This window comes from Streptomyces phaeofaciens (genome assembly GCF_014648915.1).
In the GTDB taxonomy this organism is placed as follows: domain Bacteria; phylum Actinomycetota; class Actinomycetes; order Streptomycetales; family Streptomycetaceae; genus Streptomyces; species Streptomyces phaeofaciens.
The window spans coordinates 72,099-93,135 of the sequence record NZ_BMSA01000003.1 but is presented as its reverse complement, the minus strand read 5'-3'; the positions used below and the strand labels follow the sequence as shown (position 1 = coordinate 93,135).

The following is a 21,037-nucleotide window of genomic DNA, read 5'->3' as shown; positions in this document are numbered from 1 at the left end:
CGCTGAGGAGGCACCGTGGAACTCGCCCAAGTACGGCTGCTGGTCACCGACTTCGCCGCCTGCTACCGCTTCTACGCCGACGTCCTCGGCCTCGTACCGCAGTCCGGGGCGGTGCACGGGCCGTACGAGAAGTTCGGCCCCGCCGCAGGCTCGGCCGGGATCGCCGTCCAGGACCGGGCCATGATGGCCGAGGTGCTCGGCGAACTGGGCGAGCCGGCCAACGGCCACCGTTCCCTGGTGGCGTTGCGCGTCGACGACCTCGACGCCTACTGCGCGCAGATCACCGCCCGGGGCGCCGAGCTGATCCACGGGCCCGCCCCGATGACCGACCGGATGCGCGTCGCCCACCTCAAGGACCCGGAGGGCAACCTGGTGGAGCTTCAGGAGTGGCTGCTGCTGCGCGGCTGAGGGCCGCACCGGGGAGCAGGTCCCAGCCGTCCACCTCGCCGTCGTACGGCAGCAGTTCGCGCCTGAGGGCCTCGTCGACCAGGGCGCGTACGGCGCCGGGTTCGTGGAGGTTGAGGTGGTGCTCGCGGTCGCCCACCGCGCCGGAGTGCCCGCCGGGCCCGCCGTCGCCCGCGTACCGGCCGGCACCGGCCCGGAACACGATCCGGGTGCGGACGCCGTCACGGTGCAGGGTGAGCACCTCCGCGCAGGGCGCGCCGTCACCGTGCCGGTGGCGCACTCTCCACCGGTAGGCGGTGTTCTCGTCGACGACGAGTGTTCTCGTACGGCGGCTGTCACGCATGGGAGCAGGCTAGGCGGCCGAACCCCGGCGGGGCGCGGGGTTTTCCGGCGCGCGGCCGGGCGCGAGGGTGGCGTGCGCGTGCAAGGAGTGGCCGTATGAGCCCTACCGCGGCCGCCGGGACGATGGCAGGCTGCCCCTCATGGGGGCATTACGGCAGATTCGGGGTCGGCCGGGCGCGCTGCGCTCGGCCGCCGTGGCAGGACTCGCGGCCGTGGCCGTGGGCGGGCTCGTGGCGTGCGAGCCGGGCGGGCTGAGCACGATGTCGGTGGCGTACACCACCGACGAGGCCGCGACGGCCGAGCTCGGACGCCGGGACGTGGACGTGCGCTGGCTGACCTGCACGGCGAAGTACGACGGCGACCGGCAGGCGCAGCGGATCGCCGCCGTCGACTGCACCGGCGAGACCGGCGACGGACGGGACATCACCGTCACCGGCAAGGTCACCCGGGGCGTCGGCGGCGCCTGTGTCCGCGGCGATCTGCGGGCCGACGTCGGCAAGAAGCAGGTGTTCCGGGTCAGCGGGCTCGGCGACTGCAAGTCCGCGACGCCCTCGCCGGTCGACCCGCCCGACACCGCCGGATCCGGGCCGCGGCCCACCGTCACCGTGACCGTCACCGAGACGGTGTGGTGCCGGGCGGGGAAGGCGGGGTGCGGTCCCGTCGAGGGCAAGTGAGCGGCGCAAAGGGAGCGAAAGACAACTGATCGAAACCCCTGACCTGCGGTCCCGCCGTTGCATACAGTGATGCGGTGACCCAGTCCGCGACGCCTGCCGCATACCTCAGATTCCCGCACCCGCACGGCGAGTTGGTGGCCTTCGCCGCCGAGGACGACGTGTGGCTCGCGCCCCTCGACGGGGGACGCGCCTGGCGGGTCAGCGCCGACAACGTTCCGGTCTCCCGGCCGCGGATCTCGCCCGACGGCACCACCGTCGCCTGGACCTCCACCCGCGACGGCGCCCCCGAGGTGCACATCGCCCCCGTCGACGGCGGACCCTCGACCCGGCTCACCTACTGGGGCGGTGCGGGCACCCGGGTGTCCGGCTGGACCCCCGACGGCCGGATCCTCGCGCTCGCCGCCCACGACCAGGCGAGCCCGCGCCGCACCTGGGCCCGCGCCGTCCCGCTCGACGGCGGACCCGCCACGACCCTGCCGTACGGCCCGGTCGGGGGCGTCGCCCACGGCCCGCACACCGTGCTGCTGTCCGCGCCGATGGGCCGCGAGGCCGCCCACTGGAAGCGCTACCGGGGCGGCACGGCGGGCAAGCTGTGGATCGACCGGGACGGCGACGGCGGGTTCGTCCGGCTGCACGAGGCACTCGACGGGAACATCGAGTACCCGGTCTGGGCCGGGGAGCGGATCGCGTTCCTCTCCGACCACGAGGGCACCGGCGCGCTGTACTCCTCCCTCGCCGACGGGTCCGACCTGCGGCGGCACACCCCGCTCGGGGACACCTCCGGCCCGGACGGGGCCGAGAGCGGGGCGGGGTTCTACGCCCGGCAGGCGGCCGGCGACGGCACGCGGATCGTGTACATGTCCGCCGGTGAACTGTGGATCCTCGACGACCTCGACGGCGCCGCGCCGCGCCGGCTCGACGTACGGCTCGGCGGCCAGCGCACCGACCGCAGACCGCACCCGGTGACCGCCTCCCGGTGGCTCGGCGGGGCCGCCCCGGACCACACCGCCCGCGGCAGCGCCGTGGAGGTGCGCGGCGCCATCCACTGGATCACCCACCGCGCCGGGCCCGCCCGCGCGCTCGCCGCCCGGCCCGGTGTGCGGGCACGGCTGCCGCGCACCTTCCGCACGGAGGGCGAGGAGTGGGTGGTGTGGGTGACGGACGCCGAGGGCGAGGACGCCCTGGAGTTCGCGCCGGCCACCGGACCGGCCCCGGGCGCCACCCCGCGCCGGCTCGCCGCCGGCCGGCTCGGACGGGTCCTGGAACTGGCCATGGCGCCCGACGGCAGCCGGGCCGCCGTCGCCGCGCACGACGGACGGCTGCTGCTCGTCGAACGGGAGAGCGGCGAGGTCCGCGAGGTCGACCGCAGCGCCGACGGCGAGGTCGGCGACCTGGTCTTCTCGCCCGACTCGGCCTGGCTCGCCTGGTCGCACCCCGGACCGCGCCCGCTCGCCCAGCTCAAGCTCGCCAACGTCACCGACCTGTCGGTCACCGAGGCCACCCCGCTGCGCTTCCACGACTACGCGCCCGCCTTCACCCTCGACGGCCGGCACCTGGCGTTCCTGTCCACCCGCGCCTTCGACCCGGTCTACGACGAGCACGCCTTCGACCTCTCCTTCGTCGAGGGTGCCCGCCCGCACCTGATCACCCTGGCCGCCACCACCCCGTCGCCGTTCGGCCCGCAGCGGCACGGCCGCCCCTTCGAGGCGCCCGACAAGGACGAGACCCCCGACAGCGAGGGCACCCCGGCCACCCGGATCGACCTGGAGGGCCTCGCCGACCGGATCGTCCCGTTCCCCGTCGAGGCCGGCCGCTACTCCGGGCTCGCCGCCGCCAAGGACGGCGTGCTCTGGCTGCGCCACCCGGTCCGCGGAGTCCTCGGCGCCTCGCGCGCCACCCCCGACGACCCCGACCCGGACACCGAGCTGGAGCGCTACGACCTCGCCCAGCAGCGCTTCGAGCACCTCGCCGCCGACGCGGACGGCTTCGAGGTCAGCGGCGACGGCAAACGGCTGCTGCTGTGGGCCGACGGCAAGCTGAAGGTCGTCCCCAGCGACCGGCGCGCCTCCGGCGACGAGGACAGCGACAGCAACATCACCGTCGACCTCGCCCGGATCCGGCAGACCGTCGACCCGGCCGCCGAGTGGCGGCAGATGTACGACGAGACCGGCCGCGTCATGCGGGACAACTTCTGGCGGGCGGACCTCGGCGGCGTGGACTGGGACGGCGTCCTGGACCGCTACCGGCCGCTGCTGGACCGGGTCGCCACCCACGACGACCTCGTCGACCTGCTCTGGGAGGTGCACGGCGAGCTGGGCACCTCCCACGCGTACGTGTCACCGCGCGGCGGCTACGGCCAAGGTGCCCGCCAGGGGCTGCTCGGCGCGGACATCTCCCGGCACGAGGACGGCGGCTGGCGCATCGACCGGATCCTGCCCTCGGAGACCTCCGACCCCGACGCCCGCTCCCCGCTGGCCGCCCCCGGTGTCGCGGTGCGCCCCGGCGACACGATCGCCGCCGTCGCCGGACAGCCGGTGGACCCGGTGACCGGTCCCGGACCGCTGCTCGTCGGTACGGCGGGCCGGCCGGTGGAGCTGACGATCTCGCCGTCCGGCGGGGGCGAGCCCCGGCACGCGGTCGTCGTACCGATCGCCGACGAGGAGGCCCTGCGCTACCACGCGTGGGTCGCCGACCGGCGGGCCTACGTCCACGAGTCGTCCGGCGGCCGGCTCGGCTATCTGCACGTGCCCGACATGCAGGCGCCCGGCTGGGCCCAGATCCACCGGGACCTGCGGATCGAGGTCGCCCGGGAGGGGCTCGTCGTCGACGTGCGGGAGAACCGGGGCGGGCACACCTCGCAGCTGGTGGTGGAGAAGCTGGCGCGGCGGATCGTCGGCTGGGACGTGCCGCGCGGGATGCGGGCGTCCAGCTACCCCGAGGACGCGCCCCGCGGGCCCGTCGTCGCCGTCGCCAACGAGTTCTCCGGGTCGGACGGGGACATCGTGAACGCGGCGATCAAGGCGCTCGGGATCGGTCCGGTCGTCGGTACCCGCACCTGGGGCGGCACGATCGGCATCGACAGCCGGTACCGGCTGGTCGACGGGACGCTCGTCACCCAGCCCAAGTACGCCATCTGGCTGGAGGGCTACGGGTGGGGGGTGGAGAACCACGGCGTCGACCCCGACGTCGAGGTCGTCTGCCGGCCGCAGGACCACGCGGCGGGGCGGGACGTCCAGCTCGACGAGGCGGTGGCGCTGGCGCTGGCCGCGCTGCGGGAGACGCCGGCGAAGGTACCGCCCACCGTGCCCTGACCCGGCCGCACCGCTCGCTACGATTCCCGCAAGAGATCACCCGCGCAAAGGAGAGCCGCATGGCAGGCGAGCCGCAGGACGACTGTCTGTTCTGCAAGATCGTGGAAGGGCACATCCCGGCGACGATCGTGCGGGAGACGGAGACGACGGTCGCCTTCCGGGACATCAACCCGCAGGCGCCCACCCACGTCCTGGTGATCCCGAAGGTGCACTACGAGAACGCCGCCGTCCTCGCCGCCGCCGAACCCGCGATCGCCGCGGACGTGCTGCGCGAGGCCCGGGCCGTCGCCGACGAGGACAAGCTGGAGAGCTACCGCATCGTCTTCAACACCGGCAGCGGCGCCGGACAGACCGTCTGGCACGCCCACGCGCACGTCCTCGGCGGGCGCGGCATGCAGTGGCCCCCCGGGTAGCGCGCGATGTCCGTACGTGAACTGGTGGTCCTGGGCACCGCCAGCCAGGTCCCGACCCGGCACCGCAACCACAACGGCTATCTGCTGCGCTGGGACGCCGAGGGCATCCTCTTCGACCCGGGCGAGGGCACCCAGCGGCAGATGCTGCGGGCCGGTGTCGCCGCGCACGATCTCCACCGGATCTGTGTGACGCACTTCCACGGCGACCACTCGCTCGGCCTGTCCGGCGTGATCCAGCGGATCAACCTGGACCAGGTGCCGCACCCGGTCACCGCCCACTACCCGCGCTCCGGCCAGCACTTCTTCGACCGGCTCCGGTACGCCACCGCCTACCGCGAGACCGTCGGCGTCACCGAGGCGCCGGTGGCCGAGGACGGGCCCCTGGCCACCGGCGCCTCGTACACGCTCGAGGCCCGCAGGCTGTCCCATCCCGTCGAGTCCTACGGTTACCGGCTCGTCGAGCCCGACGGGCGCCGCATGCTGCCCGAGCGGCTCGCCGCGCACGGCATCCGGGGCGCCGACGTCGGCCGCATCCAGCGGGAGGGGGCTCTCGGGGACGTACTGCTGGAGGACGTCAGCGAGGCGCGGCGCGGGCAGCGGTTCGCGTTCGTCATGGACACCCGGCTGTGCGACGGCGTGCACGCGCTGGCGGAGGACGCCGACATGCTCGTCATCGAGTCGACCTTCCTCGACGAGGAGATACAGCTCGCCATCGAGCACGGGCATCTCACGGCGGGGCAGGCGGCGGGTGTGGCCCGGGACGCCGGGGTGCGGCATCTCGTGCTCACGCACTTCAGCCAGCGCTACACCGACCCCGAGGAGTTCGAGCGGCAGGCACGGGCCGCCGGCTTCGAGGGGGAGCTGACCGTCGCGCACGACCTGCTGCGGGTACCGCTGCCGAAACGTCGGTAAAACAGCCGTACGATACTTTGATGCCCATCCCGAAAGCTGAACTGCACCTGCATATCGAAGGCACCCTGGAGCCGGAGCTGGCGTTCGAGCTGGCCGCCCGCAACGGGGTCGTCCTGCCCTACGCCGACACCGACGCGCTCCGCGAGGCGTACCGGTTCGAGGACCTCCAGTCCTTCCTGAACCTGTACTACGAGCTGATGGCGGTGCTCCGCACCGAGCAGGACTTCGCGGACCTGGCCGACGCCTACCTCGCCCGGGCCGCCGCGCAGGGCGTACGGCACGCGGAGATCTTCTTCGACCCGCAGGCCCATCTCGCCCGGGGCGTCGACATGGGCACGGTGGTGGAGGGGCTGTGGCGCGCGCTGGGCACCGGCGAGGCCCGCCACGGTGTCTCGACCCGGCTGATCCTGTGCTTCCTGCGGGACGAGTCCGCCGAGTCGGCCCTTCAGACGCTCGACGCGGCCAAGCCCTATCTGGACCGGATCACCGGGATCGGGCTGGACTCCGCCGAGGTCGGGCATCCGCCGGCGAAGTTCCGCGAGGTGTACGAGGCGGCCGCCGCGCTGGGGCTGCGGCGGGTGGCGCACGCGGGGGAGGAGGGGCCGCCGCAGTACATCACCGAGGCCCTCGACGTCCTCGGCGTCGAACGCGTCGACCACGGCCTGAGGTGCATGGAGGACCCCGCGCTCGTGGAGCGGCTGGTGCGGGAGCGGATACCGCTGACGCTGTGCCCGCTGTCCAACGTCCGGCTGCGCACGGTCGACACCCTCGCCGACCACCCGCTGCCCGCCATGCTCGACGCCGGGCTGCTGTGCACGGTCAACTCCGACGACCCCGCCTACTTCGGCGGCTACGCGGGCGACAACTTCGACGCCGTCGGCACCACCCTCGGGCTGAGCGAGGACCGGCTGCGCGAGCTGGCCCGCAACTCGTTCACCGCCTCCTTCCTGGAGGACGACGAGGAGCGGCGGGCCCGCTGTCTCGCGGAGGTCGACGCCTACGTCTTCTGACCGGCGCCCGCACCTTCCGGCCGGCCCCGGCGGCTGATCACTTCCGGTGGACGCGGTCCACCAGAATGTCGATGACGAGCGGTGTGCGCGGGCCGAAGCTCAGCAGCACGCCGTCCTCCAGGTCGACGATCCTGCGGTTCATGCCCGCCGGGGTCTGGGCGATGCCGGGGATCCGGAGGAGGCCGTCGAGGCCGCCGACCGACTCCAGGCCCTTGGTCATCATCAGGATCACGTCCGGCTGCGCCTGGGCGAGGGCTTCGGTGGTGATCGGGGTGAAGGGGCGGTCCAGGCCCGCGTCCGTGCCCGCGTCCACCGCGCCGGCCGCGTCCAGCAGCGAGTCGGCCCCCGATCCCCTGCCGCCGATCAGATAGACGGCCGCGCTGCCGCGCATGTAGAGGAACGCGACCTTCGGCCTGCTGCCCTCGGGCACGGCCGCCCGGGCGGCGGCGAGTTCGTCGCTCATCCGTGTGTTGAGCGCCCGGCCGGCCGCCGGGACGCCGAGCGCCTCGGCGATCCGGGTGGTGCGGGTGGTGACGTCGGACAGCTCGGTCGCCGGGTCGAGGACGACGACGGGGATCCCGGCGTCCCTGATCTGGTCGATCGCCTCCCCGGGGCCGGTGTCCGTGTCGGCCAGCACCACCGTCGGCTCCAGCGACAGCACGCTCTCCGCGCTCACGTCGTGCGCCTTGGTGACCTGGGGGAGCTTCTTCGCCTCCTCGAAGGTGGCGGTGATGTCCCGGCCGACGACCCGGTCGCCGAGCCCCAGCGTGAACACGATCTCCGCGACGCCGCCGTTGAGCGGGAGGATGCGCGAGGTGTCCGTGACGGTGACCTTCCGTCCGTCGGAGGAGTCCACGGTCACCGGCAACTCCGGTGCGGGCGCCTCGCCTTCGAGGGGGACGAGGGTGTTCTTCGCGAGCCGCTCCTGGGCCGCGGCGGCCCGCGCGCCCGCGGACGGGGCGCTCGCCTCGGAGGTGTCCGCGCTCCCCGTGGAGCCCTGGGCGCAGGCCCCGGTCAGCAGGGCGAGGGCCAGCCCGAGGGCGGTGAGCCCCCTCCTCGTCCCGCGTCCGACAGGCCGGCCTCCCCGGGGTGCGCGCATGGCAGTTCCTTTCCGTTCGGCTGGCACACAGTTGAGTATTAGTTTAGGTTAGGCTTCCCTTAGTGTCGCGTGGTGGGGGTTTTCCATGACAGGGCCAAGTGGCTTGCGCGGACGGGGAGTTGGCGTTCTCCTGGCAGTCGCCTCGGCGTCCGCCCTTCTGCTTCCGGCGGCCTCGCCGGCGGTGGCCGCGGGTGGCTCGGCGACCGGGCCCGAGGGACAGAAACTCACCGTGTCCCGGTCGTCCGGCCTCGATCCGGCGGGCGAGACGGTCACCGTGACCGGCTCCGGCTACAACACCGAGAAGGGCATCTACATCGCCTTCTGCGTCGACAACGGCGCCGGGAGGACACCCACGCCCTGCGTCGGCGGCGTCGACATGTCCGGCGAGTCGGGTGCGTCCGTGTGGATCTCCTCCAACCCGCCTTCCTACGGTGAGGGGTTGGCCCGGCCCTACGGCGGCAGCGCGCACGCGGGCACCTTCAGCGCGCGGATCAAGGTGCGCGCCAAGGACGCCAACACCGACTGCACCGCGTCCGGGGTGACCTGTGCCGTCATCACCCGCAACGACCACACCCGGGGCGGGGACCAGAGCCAGACCGTGCGGATCCCGGTGACCTTCGGGTCGGCGGGCGCCACGACGGGCGGCTCGGGCTCCTCGGCCGCACCCGGCGCGAGCGCCGCTGCCTCGACGACCGCGACGACCGGCGGCTCCGGCACCACCGGGGCGGCCGACAAGGCCGCCGACGGCTCGATGGCCGCCACCGGATCCGGCCTCGCGCTGCCCGTCGGGCTCACCGCCGCCGGACTCCTGGCGGCCGGCTCCGGCGCCTGGTTCTGGGCACGCCGTCGGCGATCCGGGCCCGCGCACCCGAACGCGAACGCGAACGCGAGCTGAAGCGGTACCGGCGGACCCGAACCGGCAGGCGCCGGCGCGAGTGACACGACCTCATATCCCCGAGGGAGAACCGAACATGGCGAAGAGAACCGGCGCCGTCGCCCTGGTGGCCGGCGCGCTGTTCGTGCTGGGCGCACCGGCCGCGGCGGCCGGCCAGGAGCCGCTCGCGCAGGTCTCCGGCGGGCACGCGGACTGGACCCTGGCCGCCGGTGACGTCACGCTCGACGTCGCCGCGCCCGCCGTGCGGACCGCGGCCGGCCGGGCCTCCTTCCCCGCCCTCGGCGGCGACGCCGTCCCCGGGACCGGTGCCGCCGAGGTGGAGCTGGGCGGCGTCGCCCGTCTCGGCGGTCCGGCCGGGCAGCCCCTCGTCCTCGCCGGGCTGCGACTGCGGCTGGCCGGTGACGAGGGTGCCCTGTACGCCCGTACGGTCGTCGACGGGCGGGCCCGCGAGCTGGCGCTGGCCGAGGTGGCCGACGCGAAACCCGCGGTACGGGCCGAGGCGGTGACCTGGACCGGGCTGCGGGCGTCGCTCACCGAGGAGGGGGCGGCCCTGCTGTCCGCCTGGAGCGGGGCGGAGTTCGCGGCCGGGGACGCGCTCGGTGCGTTCGACGTGAGTGTCGGGACCGAGACGGCCGAGGAGTCCGCCGGACCCGAGACCCCGCGGGCCTCCCCGAGCGCCGAGGAGCGGCCCGGGGCCGTCGCGCCGCAGCGGGGACCCGCCGCCGCCCTGGCCCGTCCCGCCCTCACGGCGGGCGCCGAACAGACGGTGACCGGAACGGGGTTCGCGCCGGGGGCTGTCGTGCTCGTCGCGATCGACGGGGACACGCGCTATCAGGCGGTGGCCGACGCCCGGGGCCGGATCGAGCGGACCTTCCCGGTGTACGCCAACGCCGCCGAGGGCGAGCACACCGTGGAGCTGACCGCCGTCGGCGGTGAACCGGGCGTCGCCGGCGCCCGGTTCGGGGTCGGTGTCCCGGACTGACCGGCGTGCCGGTCACCCAGTCGCTGGAAGGAGCGGGCCGTCCGGTCCGCTCCTTCGTATGCCCGAAATCCCTTGCGGTGCAGGGTGGTTGGCGATTTTTGCACTCCGTTGACAAACGGCCGGAGTTCATACTTAGGTTTGCCTTACCTAAGTTCGAGCTGGCGAAGTTCGGACTTCCGACAGGAAAGGTCCCGCCATGAGAGTTTCCACCCCCCGCACCGCCGCCCGCGCCGCGCTCGCCGTCGGCGCCTCCGCCGCGCTGACCCTGGGCCTGGCCACCTCCGCCTCCGCCGCCACCGCGACCCGCACGATCGTCGACGGCTCCACGACCTACAACCTGTCGCTCACCGCGCCCGACACCGCCTCCGCCGCCGGCCAGGTCATCACCGTCACCGGCTCCGGCTACAACACCGGCCAGGGCATCTACGTCGGCCTCTGTGTCGTCGACGGCGTCCAGGGCGCCAACAAGCCGACCCCCTGCCTCGGCGGCCAGGACGAGAGCGGCTCCACCGGCGCCTCGCACTGGGTCAACAACGTCTTCGGCGGCCTGTTCGCCAACAGCTCCAAGTTCGGCACCGGCGGCACCTTCAGCGCGCAGATCTACGTCAAGGCCGTGCTCGACGACGGCAGCGTCTGCGGCGAGGACGTGACCTGCGCGATCGTGACCCGCGCCGACCACTTCGACACCAATGACCGCAAGTACGACGTCCACGCCCCGATCACCTTCCAGTGACGGCCGGCTGAACGCGGCCGGGCCGGACCTCGCGCGGCGGGGTCCGGCCCCCGCGGCGTTCGGCGGCGCGTCGCGGGCACGCGACCAGTGAGGAACACTCCCATGCAGCACAGACGCCCGGCGGCGCTGCTCGGCGCCGTCGCCCTGGTGGCCGCCGCGGCCACGGCGCTCACGGTGGGTCCGGCCGCGCAGGCCGCCGACACGCCGAGGACGGCCCTCGGCGCGCAGGGCCAGAAGCTCTCCGTCTCCGCCTCCGCCCGCCTCGACCCGGACGGCGAGACCCTGCGGGTCACCGGCGAGGGCTACGACGTCACCAAGGGCGTCTACGTCGCTCTCTGCAAGGACAACGGCGACAACCGCATCCCCAGCCCCTGCCTCGGCGGTGCCGACCAGACCGGGGGCAGCGGCGCCTCGAAGTGGATCGTCCCGGCGGGCTCCACCGAGGCACCCGCCGGGGTCGCCGAGGTCTGGGGCGCGGGCGGCACCTTCGACGTCGACCTGGCGGTCGAGGCCGAGGACAACGGCCTGGACTGCACCGAGGTCGCCTGCTCGGTCGTCACCCGCGTCGACCACAACGGCACCGGCGACCGCTCCCAGGACGTCCGGATCCCCGTGACCTTCGAGGGCCAGGAACCCGGCGACGGGGACGGCGGCGAGGGCGAGGACGTGCCGCCGGGCACCGTGAGCTATGTGCGCGCGGCCGAGTTCACCGCCGCCGGCATGCCGCTGGCCCTGCTGCTGCACCCCGACTCCGGGAAGCTGTACGTCGGTTCCGGCAACACGGTCGACACCGGAACCGTCAACGAGTCGGGCCTGTACGCCCTGGACCCCGCCGACGGAACGGCGCTCGGCTACGTCCCGCAGGCGCCCGGCACCACCGGGACCCTCGCCCAGCGGGTCGTCCAGCGCCTCGTCAAGGCACTGCCGGACGACGGTGTCGTCTTCCAGTACCCGGTGCGCGGCATCGGCGTCGCCAAGGCCGGCGACACCGCGGCGACCGGCGTCTGGCCGGCCGGCGGCACCATCACCGGCACCGGCCCCGGCACCACGGACCGGACGATTCTGATCGCCCAGGGCGCGGTGATCTCCGAGATCGAGTACGCCACCGGGAAGACCGTCCGGACGACCACACTGCCCAGCGGAGGCGGCCACCTCGGCACGGACCCCGCCCGAGGCCTCGCCTGGGTGTCCGACGCCGTCAACGGCAAGCTGTTCCGGCTGAGCACCGCCGGCGGCACGGCCCTGGACCTCACCGCCACCCTCGACCTGGCCGCGGGGCCCGCCTATGTCACCGCGGTGGACCCGGCGACCGGCAACGTCTGGGTGGGCTCCGGCCACTCGGTGCACGTGTTCGACAAGGACGGAACGTCCCTGGCCGAGCTGAAGGGCACCGACATGCCCACGGCGATCGCCTTCGACGCCACCTCCCACCAGGCCTTCGTCCTGCGCGAGGACTACGGCAACGAGGCCGACGGCGCCGACCAGAAGGGCCTGCTGGAGGTGTACGACAGCGGCACCTTCCGGCCGGCGTCCACCCCGGCGTCCCTGCCGGGCAACCGCGTCAACGCCTACGCGGGCGTCGCGGTCGCCCCGGGCGGCGGCACGGTCTATCTGACCGACGGCAGCGAGAGCAAGGTCCTGAAGTACGACCGGCGGGTCTCCCCGAAGGTCACCCAGACCCCCACCGACCGGACCGTCCGCGCCGGCGACGAGGTCACCTTCGTCGCGGCGGCCGAGGGCACCCCGGTACCGACCCTGACCTGGGAGGTCAGCCCCGACGGCGGCCAGACCTGGTCCACCGTCACGGGCGCCACGCGGAACACGTACTCCTTCACCGCGCGCGCCGCGCACGACGGCTACCGCTACCGCGTGGTCTTCGCCAACGCGGCCGGAACGACCCGCAGCACGGAGTTCACCCTGACGGTCGAGGAGGCCGGCGACGACGGCGGCGACGGCGACGGCGGCGACGAGACCCCGTCCGGCACGAGGACCGTCACCGGTGCGCAGGGCCAGAAGCTCACCGTCACCCCGGTCAACCACCTCGCCACCGAGGACCAGGTCCTGAAGATCACCGGCTCCGGCTACGACGAGGAGAAGGGCATCTACGTCGCCCTGTGCGTCGACAACGGCGAGGGCGAACTGCCCACCCCGTGCGTCGGAGGCGTCGACATGACCGGTGCCTCGCACAGCTCGGCGTGGATCTCCTCGAACCCGCCGGACTACGGCGAGGAACTGGCGACCCCGTACGGCGACGGCGGCACCTTCGAGGTCGAGCTGACCGTGGACGCCGAGGACGAGTTCACCGACTGCTTCCGGGCCACCTGCGTGCTGGCCACCCGCGCCGACCACACCCTGTCCGGCGACCGCTCCCAGGACGTGAAGGTCCCGGTCGCCTTCGTCGGCCAGGACCCGGTGGACACCGACGACGACGGTGACACCGGCGGTACGGACGGCGGTACGGACGGCGGCACCACCACCGGCGGCTCGACGTCCGGATCCACGTCCGGCTCGGCCTCCGGCACGTCCGGCTCCGCCACCGGCGGCACCGGTACGACCACCACCGGCCCCGGCAGTCTCGCCGCAACCGGCGCCACGGTCGGCACGGCGGCGGGCCTGGCCCTCCTGCTCACGGCGGCGGGCTGGTACGTCCGCCGCCGCGCCGCACACGTGAGGGAGGACGTCTCCTAGGGCCTGTCGTTTGGATCATGCCGCGCGCCGCGGGGTGGCGACAAGGCACCGTCACGCATAGCCGACCTGATCCAAACGACAGGCCCTAGCCGTCGACGGTGCTTCCCGGGCCCGCCCGCCCGCTTCGGGCGAGGCGGGCTCGGGCGTGTCCCGCTAGCGCCAGTCCGCGCCCCCGCCGGCCCCCGGTGCCGTCGCCTCGATCCCGGTCCTGACCTCGCGCATCACGGCGACGATCCGCTCCTCGTGCTCCGGCGTCAGCCGGGCCACCGGCACCGAGCAGCTGATGGCGTCCTGGGCGGGACGGTCGTAGCGCAGCGCGAAGCCGAAGCCGACGATGCCGGTGACCCCCTCCTCGCGGTCCACGGAGTAGCCGCGCGAGCGCACCCCGGCCAGATCGGCGAGCAGCGACGCGCGGCTGGTGTGCGACCTCGGGGTCAGCGCCTCGTACGGCCCCTCGGGCAGCTCCCCGTCGGGCCGTTCGGCCAGCAGGGCCTTGCCGAGCGCGCCGACGTGCGCGGGGAGCCGGCGGCCGACGCGGCTGATCGTGCGCAAGTACTCGTGGGACTCCCGGGTCGCCAGGTACGCCACGTCCCGCCCGTCCAGCCGCCCCAGGTGGACCGTCTCGCCCAGCGACTGGGACGCCTCGTCGAGATACGGCCGGACCAGCCGGACGCGCGGGTCGGAGTCGAGGTAGCTGGTGCCGGTCAGCAGGGCGTGGATGCCGATGCCGTAGAGGGAGCCGGTGACGTCCGTGCGGACCCATCCCCGGCCGATCAGGGTCTGGAGCAGCGCGTACATCGAGCTGCGCGGCACGCCCAGCTCGTCCGCCAGCTCCTGGAGCCGGGCCGGACGGTCGCCGCGCGCCGCCAGCAGCTCCAGCAGCTCGACCGTGCGCGCGGCCGACTTCACCTCACGGACACCGCCTGTCTCCGACATGTGCCGATCGTAAAGCGGGACGGCCCGGACTGTTGACGCTCGACGTTCGTGTATCTAACCTCCATTTCCATACGTGGACAACATCTACATGGGGAGATGGGAGATGACCGAGGTGAGCCTCGACACCGACACGGTCCGGCGACTGAGGGAGGGCATGGCGTCAGGCGTCCTGTCCTTCCCGCTCACCAGCTTTCGCGAGGACGGCGCACTCGACCCCGACGGCTTCCGCGCCCACCTCGCCGACCGGCTCGCCGCCGCGCCCGGCGCCGTCTTCCCCGCCTGCGGCACCGGCGAGTTCTTCTCCCTCGACGAGGACGAGTACCGGCAGGTCGTACGGATCACGGTCCGGGAGACGGCCGGCCGCGTCCCCGTCGTCGCCGGCACCGGCTACGGCTGGGCACAGGCCCTGCGCTTCGCCCGGATCGCCGAGGAGGAGGGCGCCGACGCCCTCCTGGTCCTCCCGCACTACCTCGTCGCCGCCCCCCAGGACGGCCTCGTCGCCCAGCTGGAACGGATCGCCGCCGGCACCCGGCTGCCGCTCATCGCCTACCAGCGCGGCCAGGTCGCCCTCACGGCGGCCTCCCTGAAGCGGGTCGCCGCCCTCCCCACCGTCATCGGCCTCAAGGACGGCCACAGCGACCTCGACCGCCTCCAGCGCCTCACCCTCGCCGCCCCCGCGGACTTCCTCTTCTTCAACGGCGCCGCCACCGCCGAGATCCAGGCCCGCGCCTACGCCACCGTCGGCGTCCCCGCCTACTCCTCCGCCGTCCACGCCTTCGCCCCCGAGATCGCGAACGCCTTCTTCGCCGCACTGAACGACGGCGACCGGGGCACCCTCGACACACTGCTGCGCGACTTCTACGTCCCGCTCGTCGAACTCCGCGACCGGGTGCCCGGGTACGGCGTGTCCCTGGTGAAGGCCGCCGCCCGGCTGCGCGGCGCCCCCGTCGGCCCGGTCCGCGCCCCGCTCACCGACCCGTCGGCCGCCGACCTCGCCGACCTGAAGACCCTGCTCGCCACCGGACTCGCCCTCGTAGGAGCCGCCCTGTGAACGACACCGCGAACCCGACCGTCGCCGACGTCCGGCTGACCCCGATCCTGGTCGCCGACCCGCCGCTGCTCAACACACAGGGCGTGCACCAGCCGTACACCCCCCGGCTGATCGTCGAGGTGGTCACCTCCGACGGCACCACCGGCATCGGCGAGACCTACGGCGACGCCAAGTACCTGGAGCTGGCCGGGCCGTTCGCGCAGCGGCTGAAGGGCCGCCGGGTGAGCGACCTGAACGGGCTGTCCACGGTCGCGGAGGAGCTGGCCGTCGACCGGGCCCGGATCTCCGGACAGGTCGACGTCGGCGGGCTGCGCGGCGTCCAGAGCGCCGACAAGCTGCGGCTGTCCGTCCTCTCCGCCTTCGAGGTCGCCTGCCTCGACGCCCTCGGCAAGACGCTCGGCCTGCCCGTGCACGCGCTGCTCGGCGGCAAGGTGCGCGACACCGTCGAGTACAGCGCGTACCTCTTCTACAAGAGGGCCGACCACCCCGAGGGCGTGCCCTGCGAGAAGGACGACTGGGGTGCCGCCCTCGACCCGGCCGGGATCGTCGAGCAGGCCCGGCGCTTCACGCAGCGGTACGGCTTCACCTCCTTCAAGCTCAAGGGCGGGGTCTTCCCGCCGGACGAGGAGATCGCCGCCGTCCGCGCGCTGGCCGAGGCGTTCCCCGGGCATCCGCTGCGCCTCGACCCGAACGGGGCCTGGTCCGTCCCGACCTCGCTGCGGGTGGCCCGGGAACTGGGCGACGTCCTGGAGTACCTGGAGGACCCCGCGCTCGGCACCGCCGCCATGGCCGAGGTGGCCGCCGCGACCGACGTGCCGCTCGCCACCAACATGTGCGTGACGACCTTCGCCGAGATCCCGGAGGCGTTCGCCCAGGGTGCCGTACAGGTCGTCCTCTCCGACCACCACTACTGGGGCGGGCTGCGCAACACCCAGCAACTCGCCGCGATCTGCCGGACGTTCGGCGTCGGCGTGTCCATGCACTCCAACACCCACCTGGGGATCAGCCTGGCCGCGATGACCCACGTCGCCTCCACCGTCCCCGGCCTCCACCACGCCTGCGACTCCCACTACCCCTGGCAGTCGGAGGACGTGCTCACCGAGCGGCTGACGTTCGAGGGCGGCCGCACGACCGTCTCCGACGCGCCCGGCCTCGGCGTCACGCTCGACCCCGAGAAGCTGCGGACGCTGCACCGGCGCTGGCTGGACGACGACGGCACGCTGCGTGACCGCGACGACGCGGCGGCGATGCGCGTCGCCGACCCCGACTGGGTCACCCCGGCCGTTCCCCGCTGGTGAGGGCGCGCGCCGCCCCCGGTGCTCCCCGGCACGGGGGTGGTTCGCACGGGACGCACGGCGTGTTGTCGGTGGCGTGGTGCACACTGGCCAGATCCGCACCACGTCAGGGAGCGTCTCGTGACCGCGTCCACCGCGTCCACCGGAGAGGGACACCACCGCCGGACCCGCCGGGCCGCCCGGGCCGACCGGGTCGACCCCCTGGCCGCCCTGCGCGCCCCCGGCGACCCGCCCTGGGACGTCTACCTCACCGGCACGGTCTTCCTGGACATCGTCTTCACCGGGCTCGACTCCGCCCCGGTGCGCGGGACCGAGTCCTGGGCACGCGGGATGGGGTCCAGCCCCGGCGGCGTCGCCAACATGGCCACCGCCCTGGCCCGGCTCGGCCTGCGCACCTCCCTCGCGGCCGCGTTCGGCGACGACCACTACGGCGAGTACTGCTGGGACGCCCTCGAACAGGGCGAGGGCATCGACCTGACGACCTCGCGCACCGTGCCCGGCTGGCACTCCCCGGTCACCGTCTCCATGGCCTACGAGGGCGAGCGCACCATGGTCTCCCACGGGCACGAACCGCCCCCGGAGGCCGTGCTCGTCCAGGACGGCACCCCCGCCAGCCCGCCGCCCGCCCGCGCCGCCGTCGCCTCCCTCACCCCCGGCAGACGCGACCCCTGGATCGCCCGGGCCGCCGGCCGCGGCACCCGCGTCTTCGCCGACGTCGGATGGGACGACACCGGCGCCTGGGACCTGGCCGGCCTCCCCGACCTGGCGCACTGCGAGGCGTTCCTGCCGAACGCCGAGGAGGCCATGCGCTACACGCGCACCGACTGCCCCCGCGCCGCCGCCCGCGCCCTCACCGAGCACGTACCGCTCGCCGTCGTGACGCTCGGCGCGCAGGGCGCGTACGCCGTGGACGGGCGCACGGGCGAGACCGCCGAGGTCCCGGCGATCGCCGTCGAGGCCCTCGACCCCACCGGCGCCGGGGACGTCTTCGTGGCCGGTTTCGTCACCGGCACCCTGGCCGGCTGGCCGCTCGCCGACCGCCTCGCCTTCGCCGGGCTCACCGCCGCGCTCTCCGTCCAGGAGTTCGGCGGCTCGCTCTCCGCACCCGGCTGGTCCGAGATCGGCGCCTGGTGGCGCAAGGTGCAGTCGGTCGAGGGCCAGGACCCCGAGGCGCTGCGCCGGTACGCGTTCCTGGAGGGCCGGGTACCGCCGCAGGAGACCGCCCCCTGGCCCCTGCGCCGGGCGGTCCCGACGATCGGCTTCCGCCGCTCCGCCTAGGGGGCGTCGGCCCCGTCCCTCCGCCCCCGGAAAAGCCCTACGGCGTTGTCAGTGCCCTGGCGTACCCTTGAACTCGCCAGGCCGCCCTCGTGGCAGGCGAGACGCATCCGGGAGGACGTAGAGGCCCTCGGGCCGGCCTATGACTCAGACACCCACAGCTCAGACGCCCGCGCAGGGCAAGGCGAGAGCACGGTTCACCGTTCCCGCCCAGCACCCCATGGTGACCGTGCTGGGATCCGGCGACTCCCTTCTGCGCGTGATCGAGACGGCTTTCCCGGCGGCCGACATCCACGTCCGGGGCAATGAGATCAGCGCGGTCGGCGACCCGCGGGAAGTCGCCCTCATACAGCGCCTGTTCGACGAGATGATGCTGGTGCTCCGCACCGGGCAGCCGATGACGGAGGACGCAGTGGAACGCTCGATCGCCATGCTGCGGGCGAGTGAGAACGGGACCAGTGACGGCCAGGAGACCCCGGCCGAGGTACTGACACAGAACATCCTGTCCTCGCGCGGCCGCACCATCCGCCCCAAGACCCTCAACCAGAAGCGGTACGTCGACGCGATCGACAAGCACACGATCGTCTTCGGCATCGGCCCGGCCGGCACCGGCAAGACGTACCTGGCGATGGCCAAGGCGGTCCAGGCCCTACAGGCCAAGCAGGTCAACCGCATCATCCTGACCCGCCCGGCGGTCGAGGCGGGCGAGCGGCTCGGCTTCCTGCCCGGCACCCTCTACGAGAAGATCGACCCCTACCTGCGCCCGCTGTACGACGCGCTGCACGACATGCTCGACCCCGACTCGATCCCGAGGCTCATGGCCGCGGGCACGATCGAGGTCGCGCCGCTGGCGTACATGCGCGGTCGGACGCTCAACGACGCCTTCATCATCCTGGACGAGGCCCAGAACACGAGCCCCGAGCAGATGAAGATGTTCCTCACCCGGCTCGGCTTCGACTCGAAGATCGTGATCACGGGCGACGTGACCCAGGTCGACCTGCCGAACGGCACCAAGTCCGGTCTGCGTCAGGTCCAGGACATCCTGGAAGGCCTCGACGACGTCCACTTCTCCCGGCTGTCGTCCCAGGATGTCGTCCGGCACAAGCTGGTCGGCCGTATCGTCGACGCGTACGAGAAGTACGACAGCGAGAACGGTACGGAGAACGGCACCCACAAGGGCGGCCGCACCAAGCGGAAGTAGACGAACCAGCACCATGTCGATCGACGTCAACAACGAGTCCGGAACCGAGGTCGACGAGCAGGCGATCCTCGACATCGCCCGCTACGCGCTGGCGCGGATGCGCATCCACCCGCTCTCCGAGCTCTCGGTGATCGTCGTGGACGCCGACGCCATGGAGCAGCTGCACATCCAGTGGATGGACCTGCCGGGGCCGACGGACGTCATGTCCTTCCCGATGGACGAACTGCGTCCGCCGTCGAAGGACGACGACGAGCCCCCGCAGGGCCTCCTCGGTGACATCGTGCTCTGCCCCGAGGTCGCCGAGCGGCAGGGCAAGGAGGCGCCGACGCAGCACTCCATGGACGAGGAGCTCCAGCTGCTCACCGTCCACGGCGTGCTGCACCTGCTGGGCTACGACCACGAGGAGCCGGACGAGAAGGCCGAGATGTTCGGCCTCCAGGCGGCCATCGTGGACGGCTGGCGCGCGGAGAAGGGCCTGACCGGCCCGTCCCCGGCTCCGACCGTCTCATGAGCCCCACCCTCGTCTCCGGCGCGATCGCGCTGGTCGTCGTCGCGTGGCTCGCCGCCTGTGCGGAGGCGGGCCTCGCGCGCGTCTCCAGCTTCCGCGCCGAGGAGGCCGTACGGTCCGGCCGGCGCGGCAGCGCCAAGCTGGCGCAGATCGCCGCCGACCCCACCCGCTACCTGAACGTGGCCCTGCTGGTCCGGGTGGCCTGCGAGATGGCGGCCGCGGCGCTGGTCACCTACGCCTGTCTCCAGGAGATCGACGACACGGCCCCGGCCCTGCTCGCCGCGATCGGTGTCATGGTCCTCGTGTCGTACGTCGCCGTCGGGGTCTCGCCGCGCACCATCGGCCGCCAGCACCCGCTGAACACGGCGACGGCGGCCGCGTACGTCCTGCTGCCGCTGGCGCGGATCATGGGCCCGATCCCCTCGCTGCTGATCCTCATCGGCAACGCGCTCACCCCCGGCAAGGGCTTCCGGCGCGGCCCGTTCGCCTCCGAGGCGGAGCTGCGGGCGCTGGTCGACCTCGCCGAGAAGGAGTCGCTGATCGAGGACGACGAGCGCCGGATGGTGCACTCGGTCTTCGAGCTGGGCGACACCCTCGTGCGTGAGGTGATGGTCCCGCGCACCGACCTGATCGTCATCGAGCGCTACAAGACCATCCGCCAGGCCCTGACCCTCGCCCTGCGCTCCGGCTTCTCGCGGATACCCGTGACCGGCGAGAGCGAGGACGACATCGTCGGGATCGTGTACCTGAAGGACCTGGTCCGCAAGACGCACATCAGCCGGGACGCCGAGTCCGACCTGGTGTCGACGGCCATGCGGCCCGCCGCCTTCGTCCCCGACACCAAGAACGCCGGTGACCTGCTGCGCGAGATGCAGCAGGAGCGCAACCACGTCGCCGTCGTCATCGACGAGTACGGCGGCACGGCCGGCATCGTCACCATCGAGGACATCCTCGAGGAGATCGTCGGAGAGATCACCGACGAGTACGACCGTGAGCTGCCGCCGGTGGAGGAGCTGGGCGACGACCGCCACCGGGTCACCGCCCGCCTCGACATCACCGACCTCGGCGAGCTGTACGGCCTGGAGGAGTACGACGACGAGGACGTGGAGACCGTCGGCGGACTGCTCGCCAAGGCCCTGGGCCGGGTCCCCATCGCCGGGGCGTCCAGCGTGGTCGAGCTGCCCGACGGGCGGTCCCTGCGGCTGACGGCGGAGGCGGCCGCCGGCCGCCGGAACAAGATCGTGACGGTGCTGGTGGAGCCGCTGGCCCCGGCGGGCCCGCCGGAGGAGCGGAAACCGGAGTGACGG

Annotated in this window: 19 protein-coding genes; 16 read left to right on the top strand and 3 right to left on the bottom strand. The window is 73.4% G+C overall.

Translation table 11 applies throughout. The annotated features are described in order from the left end of the window. The first annotated feature begins 15 nt into the window (after positions 1-15). Positions 16-408 (top strand): VOC family protein, encoded by a 393-nt coding sequence (locus tag IE275_RS07430; protein ID WP_189708952.1) that lies wholly within the window; start codon positions 16-18, stop codon positions 406-408. Here IE275_RS07430 and IE275_RS07425 read toward each other — a convergent pair. Further along, positions 350-748, bottom strand: coding sequence for a hypothetical protein (locus tag IE275_RS07425; protein WP_189708950.1), 399 nt, complete (start codon positions 746-748; stop codon positions 350-352). The genes IE275_RS07430 and IE275_RS07425 overlap by 59 nt on opposite strands. 193 nt (positions 749-941) lie before the next feature. Between IE275_RS07425 and IE275_RS07420 the strand changes: the two genes are divergently transcribed. The 5 genes from IE275_RS07420 to IE275_RS07400 all read left to right on the top strand — a co-directional run bounded on the left by IE275_RS07420 (position 942) and on the right by IE275_RS07400 (position 7,067). Beyond that, entirely contained in the window at positions 942-1,421 is a 480-nt protein-coding gene (locus tag IE275_RS07420; protein ID WP_229870149.1) for a hypothetical protein, read from the top strand. Positions 1,422-1,495: 74 nt separating this feature from the next. Further along, positions 1,496-4,732, top strand: a complete 3,237-nt coding sequence (locus IE275_RS07415) for a S41 family peptidase (RefSeq protein WP_189708946.1) — start codon at positions 1,496-1,498, stop codon at positions 4,730-4,732. Between the two features lie 59 nt (positions 4,733-4,791). Then, on the top strand, positions 4,792-5,145 hold the full coding sequence (locus IE275_RS07410) for a histidine triad nucleotide-binding protein (RefSeq protein ID WP_189708944.1): 354 nt from the start codon (positions 4,792-4,794) through the stop codon (positions 5,143-5,145). 6 nt (positions 5,146-5,151) lie between these two features. Further along, the gene (locus IE275_RS07405) at positions 5,152-6,057 is read left to right on the top strand and encodes a ribonuclease Z (protein ID WP_189708942.1); all 906 of its coding nucleotides are present in this window, start codon (positions 5,152-5,154) and stop codon (positions 6,055-6,057) included. 20 nt (positions 6,058-6,077) lie between these two features. Further along, on the top strand, positions 6,078-7,067 hold the full coding sequence (locus IE275_RS07400; RefSeq protein ID WP_189708940.1) for an adenosine deaminase: 990 nt from the start codon (positions 6,078-6,080) through the stop codon (positions 7,065-7,067). Between the two features lie 37 nt (positions 7,068-7,104). On the opposite strand, the gene IE275_RS07395 is transcribed toward IE275_RS07400, so the two are convergent. Next, positions 7,105-8,166, bottom strand: a complete 1,062-nt coding sequence (locus tag IE275_RS07395) for a heme/hemin ABC transporter substrate-binding protein (RefSeq protein ID WP_189708938.1) — start codon at positions 8,164-8,166, stop codon at positions 7,105-7,107. 229 nt (positions 8,167-8,395) lie between these two features. On the opposite strand from IE275_RS07395, the gene IE275_RS07390 reads away from it, so the two are divergent. From IE275_RS07390 to IE275_RS07375, 4 genes are all read left to right on the top strand, one after another. Next, positions 8,396-9,061 (top strand): hypothetical protein, encoded by a 666-nt coding sequence (locus tag IE275_RS07390; protein ID WP_189708936.1) that lies wholly within the window; start codon positions 8,396-8,398, stop codon positions 9,059-9,061. A 76-nt stretch (positions 9,062-9,137) separates the two neighbouring features. After that, positions 9,138-10,043: an HtaA domain-containing protein gene (locus IE275_RS07385; RefSeq protein WP_189708934.1), complete on the top strand. Its 906-nt coding sequence runs from the start codon at positions 9,138-9,140 to the stop codon at positions 10,041-10,043. A gap of 196 nt (positions 10,044-10,239) precedes the next feature. Further along, positions 10,240-10,776, top strand: a complete 537-nt coding sequence (locus tag IE275_RS07380) for a hypothetical protein (protein WP_189708932.1) — start codon at positions 10,240-10,242, stop codon at positions 10,774-10,776. A 102-nt stretch (positions 10,777-10,878) separates the two neighbouring features. Then, positions 10,879-13,464, top strand: coding sequence for an immunoglobulin I-set domain protein (locus IE275_RS07375; protein ID WP_189708930.1), 2,586 nt, complete (start codon positions 10,879-10,881; stop codon positions 13,462-13,464). A gap of 153 nt (positions 13,465-13,617) precedes the next feature. Here IE275_RS07375 and IE275_RS07370 read toward each other — a convergent pair whose 3' ends face one another. Beyond that, entirely contained in the window at positions 13,618-14,400 is a 783-nt protein-coding gene (locus IE275_RS07370; protein ID WP_189708928.1) for an IclR family transcriptional regulator, read from the bottom strand. A 103-nt stretch (positions 14,401-14,503) separates the two neighbouring features. Here IE275_RS07370 and IE275_RS07365 point away from each other — a divergent pair, with 103 nt between their 5' ends. From IE275_RS07365 to IE275_RS07340, 6 genes are all read left to right on the top strand, one after another. Beyond that, entirely contained in the window at positions 14,504-15,451 is a 948-nt protein-coding gene (locus tag IE275_RS07365; protein WP_189708926.1) for a 5-dehydro-4-deoxyglucarate dehydratase, read from the top strand. Beyond that, positions 15,448-16,749, top strand: a complete 1,302-nt coding sequence (locus tag IE275_RS07360; RefSeq protein ID WP_189708924.1) for a glucarate dehydratase family protein — start codon at positions 15,448-15,450, stop codon at positions 16,747-16,749. The genes IE275_RS07365 and IE275_RS07360 overlap by 4 nt, the downstream gene beginning before the upstream one ends. Before the next feature lie 117 nt (positions 16,750-16,866). Further along, positions 16,867-18,024, top strand: a complete 1,158-nt coding sequence (locus tag IE275_RS07355; RefSeq protein ID WP_189708922.1) for a carbohydrate kinase family protein — start codon at positions 16,867-16,869, stop codon at positions 18,022-18,024. A 139-nt stretch (positions 18,025-18,163) separates the two neighbouring features. After that, positions 18,164-19,222 carry a PhoH family protein gene (locus tag IE275_RS07350; RefSeq protein ID WP_189708920.1) on the top strand — a complete coding sequence of 353 codons (1,059 nt, stop codon included), beginning with the start codon at positions 18,164-18,166 and terminating at the stop codon, positions 19,220-19,222. Positions 19,223-19,235: 13 nt separating this feature from the next. Then, the gene (ybeY, locus tag IE275_RS07345; RefSeq protein ID WP_189708918.1) at positions 19,236-19,733 is read left to right on the top strand and encodes an rRNA maturation RNase YbeY; all 498 of its coding nucleotides are present in this window, start codon (positions 19,236-19,238) and stop codon (positions 19,731-19,733) included. After that, entirely contained in the window at positions 19,730-21,034 is a 1,305-nt protein-coding gene (locus IE275_RS07340) for a hemolysin family protein (RefSeq protein WP_189708916.1), read from the top strand. The genes ybeY and IE275_RS07340 overlap by 4 nt, the downstream gene beginning before the upstream one ends. The last annotated feature ends 3 nt before the right edge of the window (positions 21,035-21,037 follow it).

Bases quoted from the DNA above. Each gene is read 5' to 3' on its own strand.
- IE275_RS07395 (WP_189708938.1), bottom strand. From the start codon at position 8,166: ATGCGCGCACCCCGGGGAGGCCGGCCTGTCGGACGCGGGACGAGGAGG.
- ybeY (WP_189708918.1), top strand. From the start codon at position 19,236: ATGTCGATCGACGTCAACAACGAGTCCGGAACCGAGGTCGACGAGCAG.
- IE275_RS07370 (WP_189708928.1), bottom strand. From the start codon at position 14,400: ATGTCGGAGACAGGCGGTGTCCGTGAGGTGAAGTCGGCCGCGCGCACG.
- IE275_RS07350 (WP_189708920.1), top strand. From the start codon at position 18,164: ATGACTCAGACACCCACAGCTCAGACGCCCGCGCAGGGCAAGGCGAGA.
- IE275_RS07375 (WP_189708930.1), top strand. From the start codon at position 10,879: ATGCAGCACAGACGCCCGGCGGCGCTGCTCGGCGCCGTCGCCCTGGTG.
- IE275_RS07425 (WP_189708950.1), bottom strand. From the start codon at position 748: ATGCGTGACAGCCGCCGTACGAGAACACTCGTCGTCGACGAGAACACC.
- IE275_RS07410 (WP_189708944.1), top strand. From the start codon at position 4,792: ATGGCAGGCGAGCCGCAGGACGACTGTCTGTTCTGCAAGATCGTGGAA.
- IE275_RS07380 (WP_189708932.1), top strand. From the start codon at position 10,240: ATGAGAGTTTCCACCCCCCGCACCGCCGCCCGCGCCGCGCTCGCCGTC.
- IE275_RS07405 (WP_189708942.1), top strand. From the start codon at position 5,152: ATGTCCGTACGTGAACTGGTGGTCCTGGGCACCGCCAGCCAGGTCCCG.
- IE275_RS07340 (WP_189708916.1), top strand. From the start codon at position 19,730: ATGAGCCCCACCCTCGTCTCCGGCGCGATCGCGCTGGTCGTCGTCGCG.
- IE275_RS07400 (WP_189708940.1), top strand. From the start codon at position 6,078: ATGCCCATCCCGAAAGCTGAACTGCACCTGCATATCGAAGGCACCCTG.
- IE275_RS07385 (WP_189708934.1), top strand. From the start codon at position 9,138: ATGGCGAAGAGAACCGGCGCCGTCGCCCTGGTGGCCGGCGCGCTGTTC.
- IE275_RS07365 (WP_189708926.1), top strand. From the start codon at position 14,504: ATGACCGAGGTGAGCCTCGACACCGACACGGTCCGGCGACTGAGGGAG.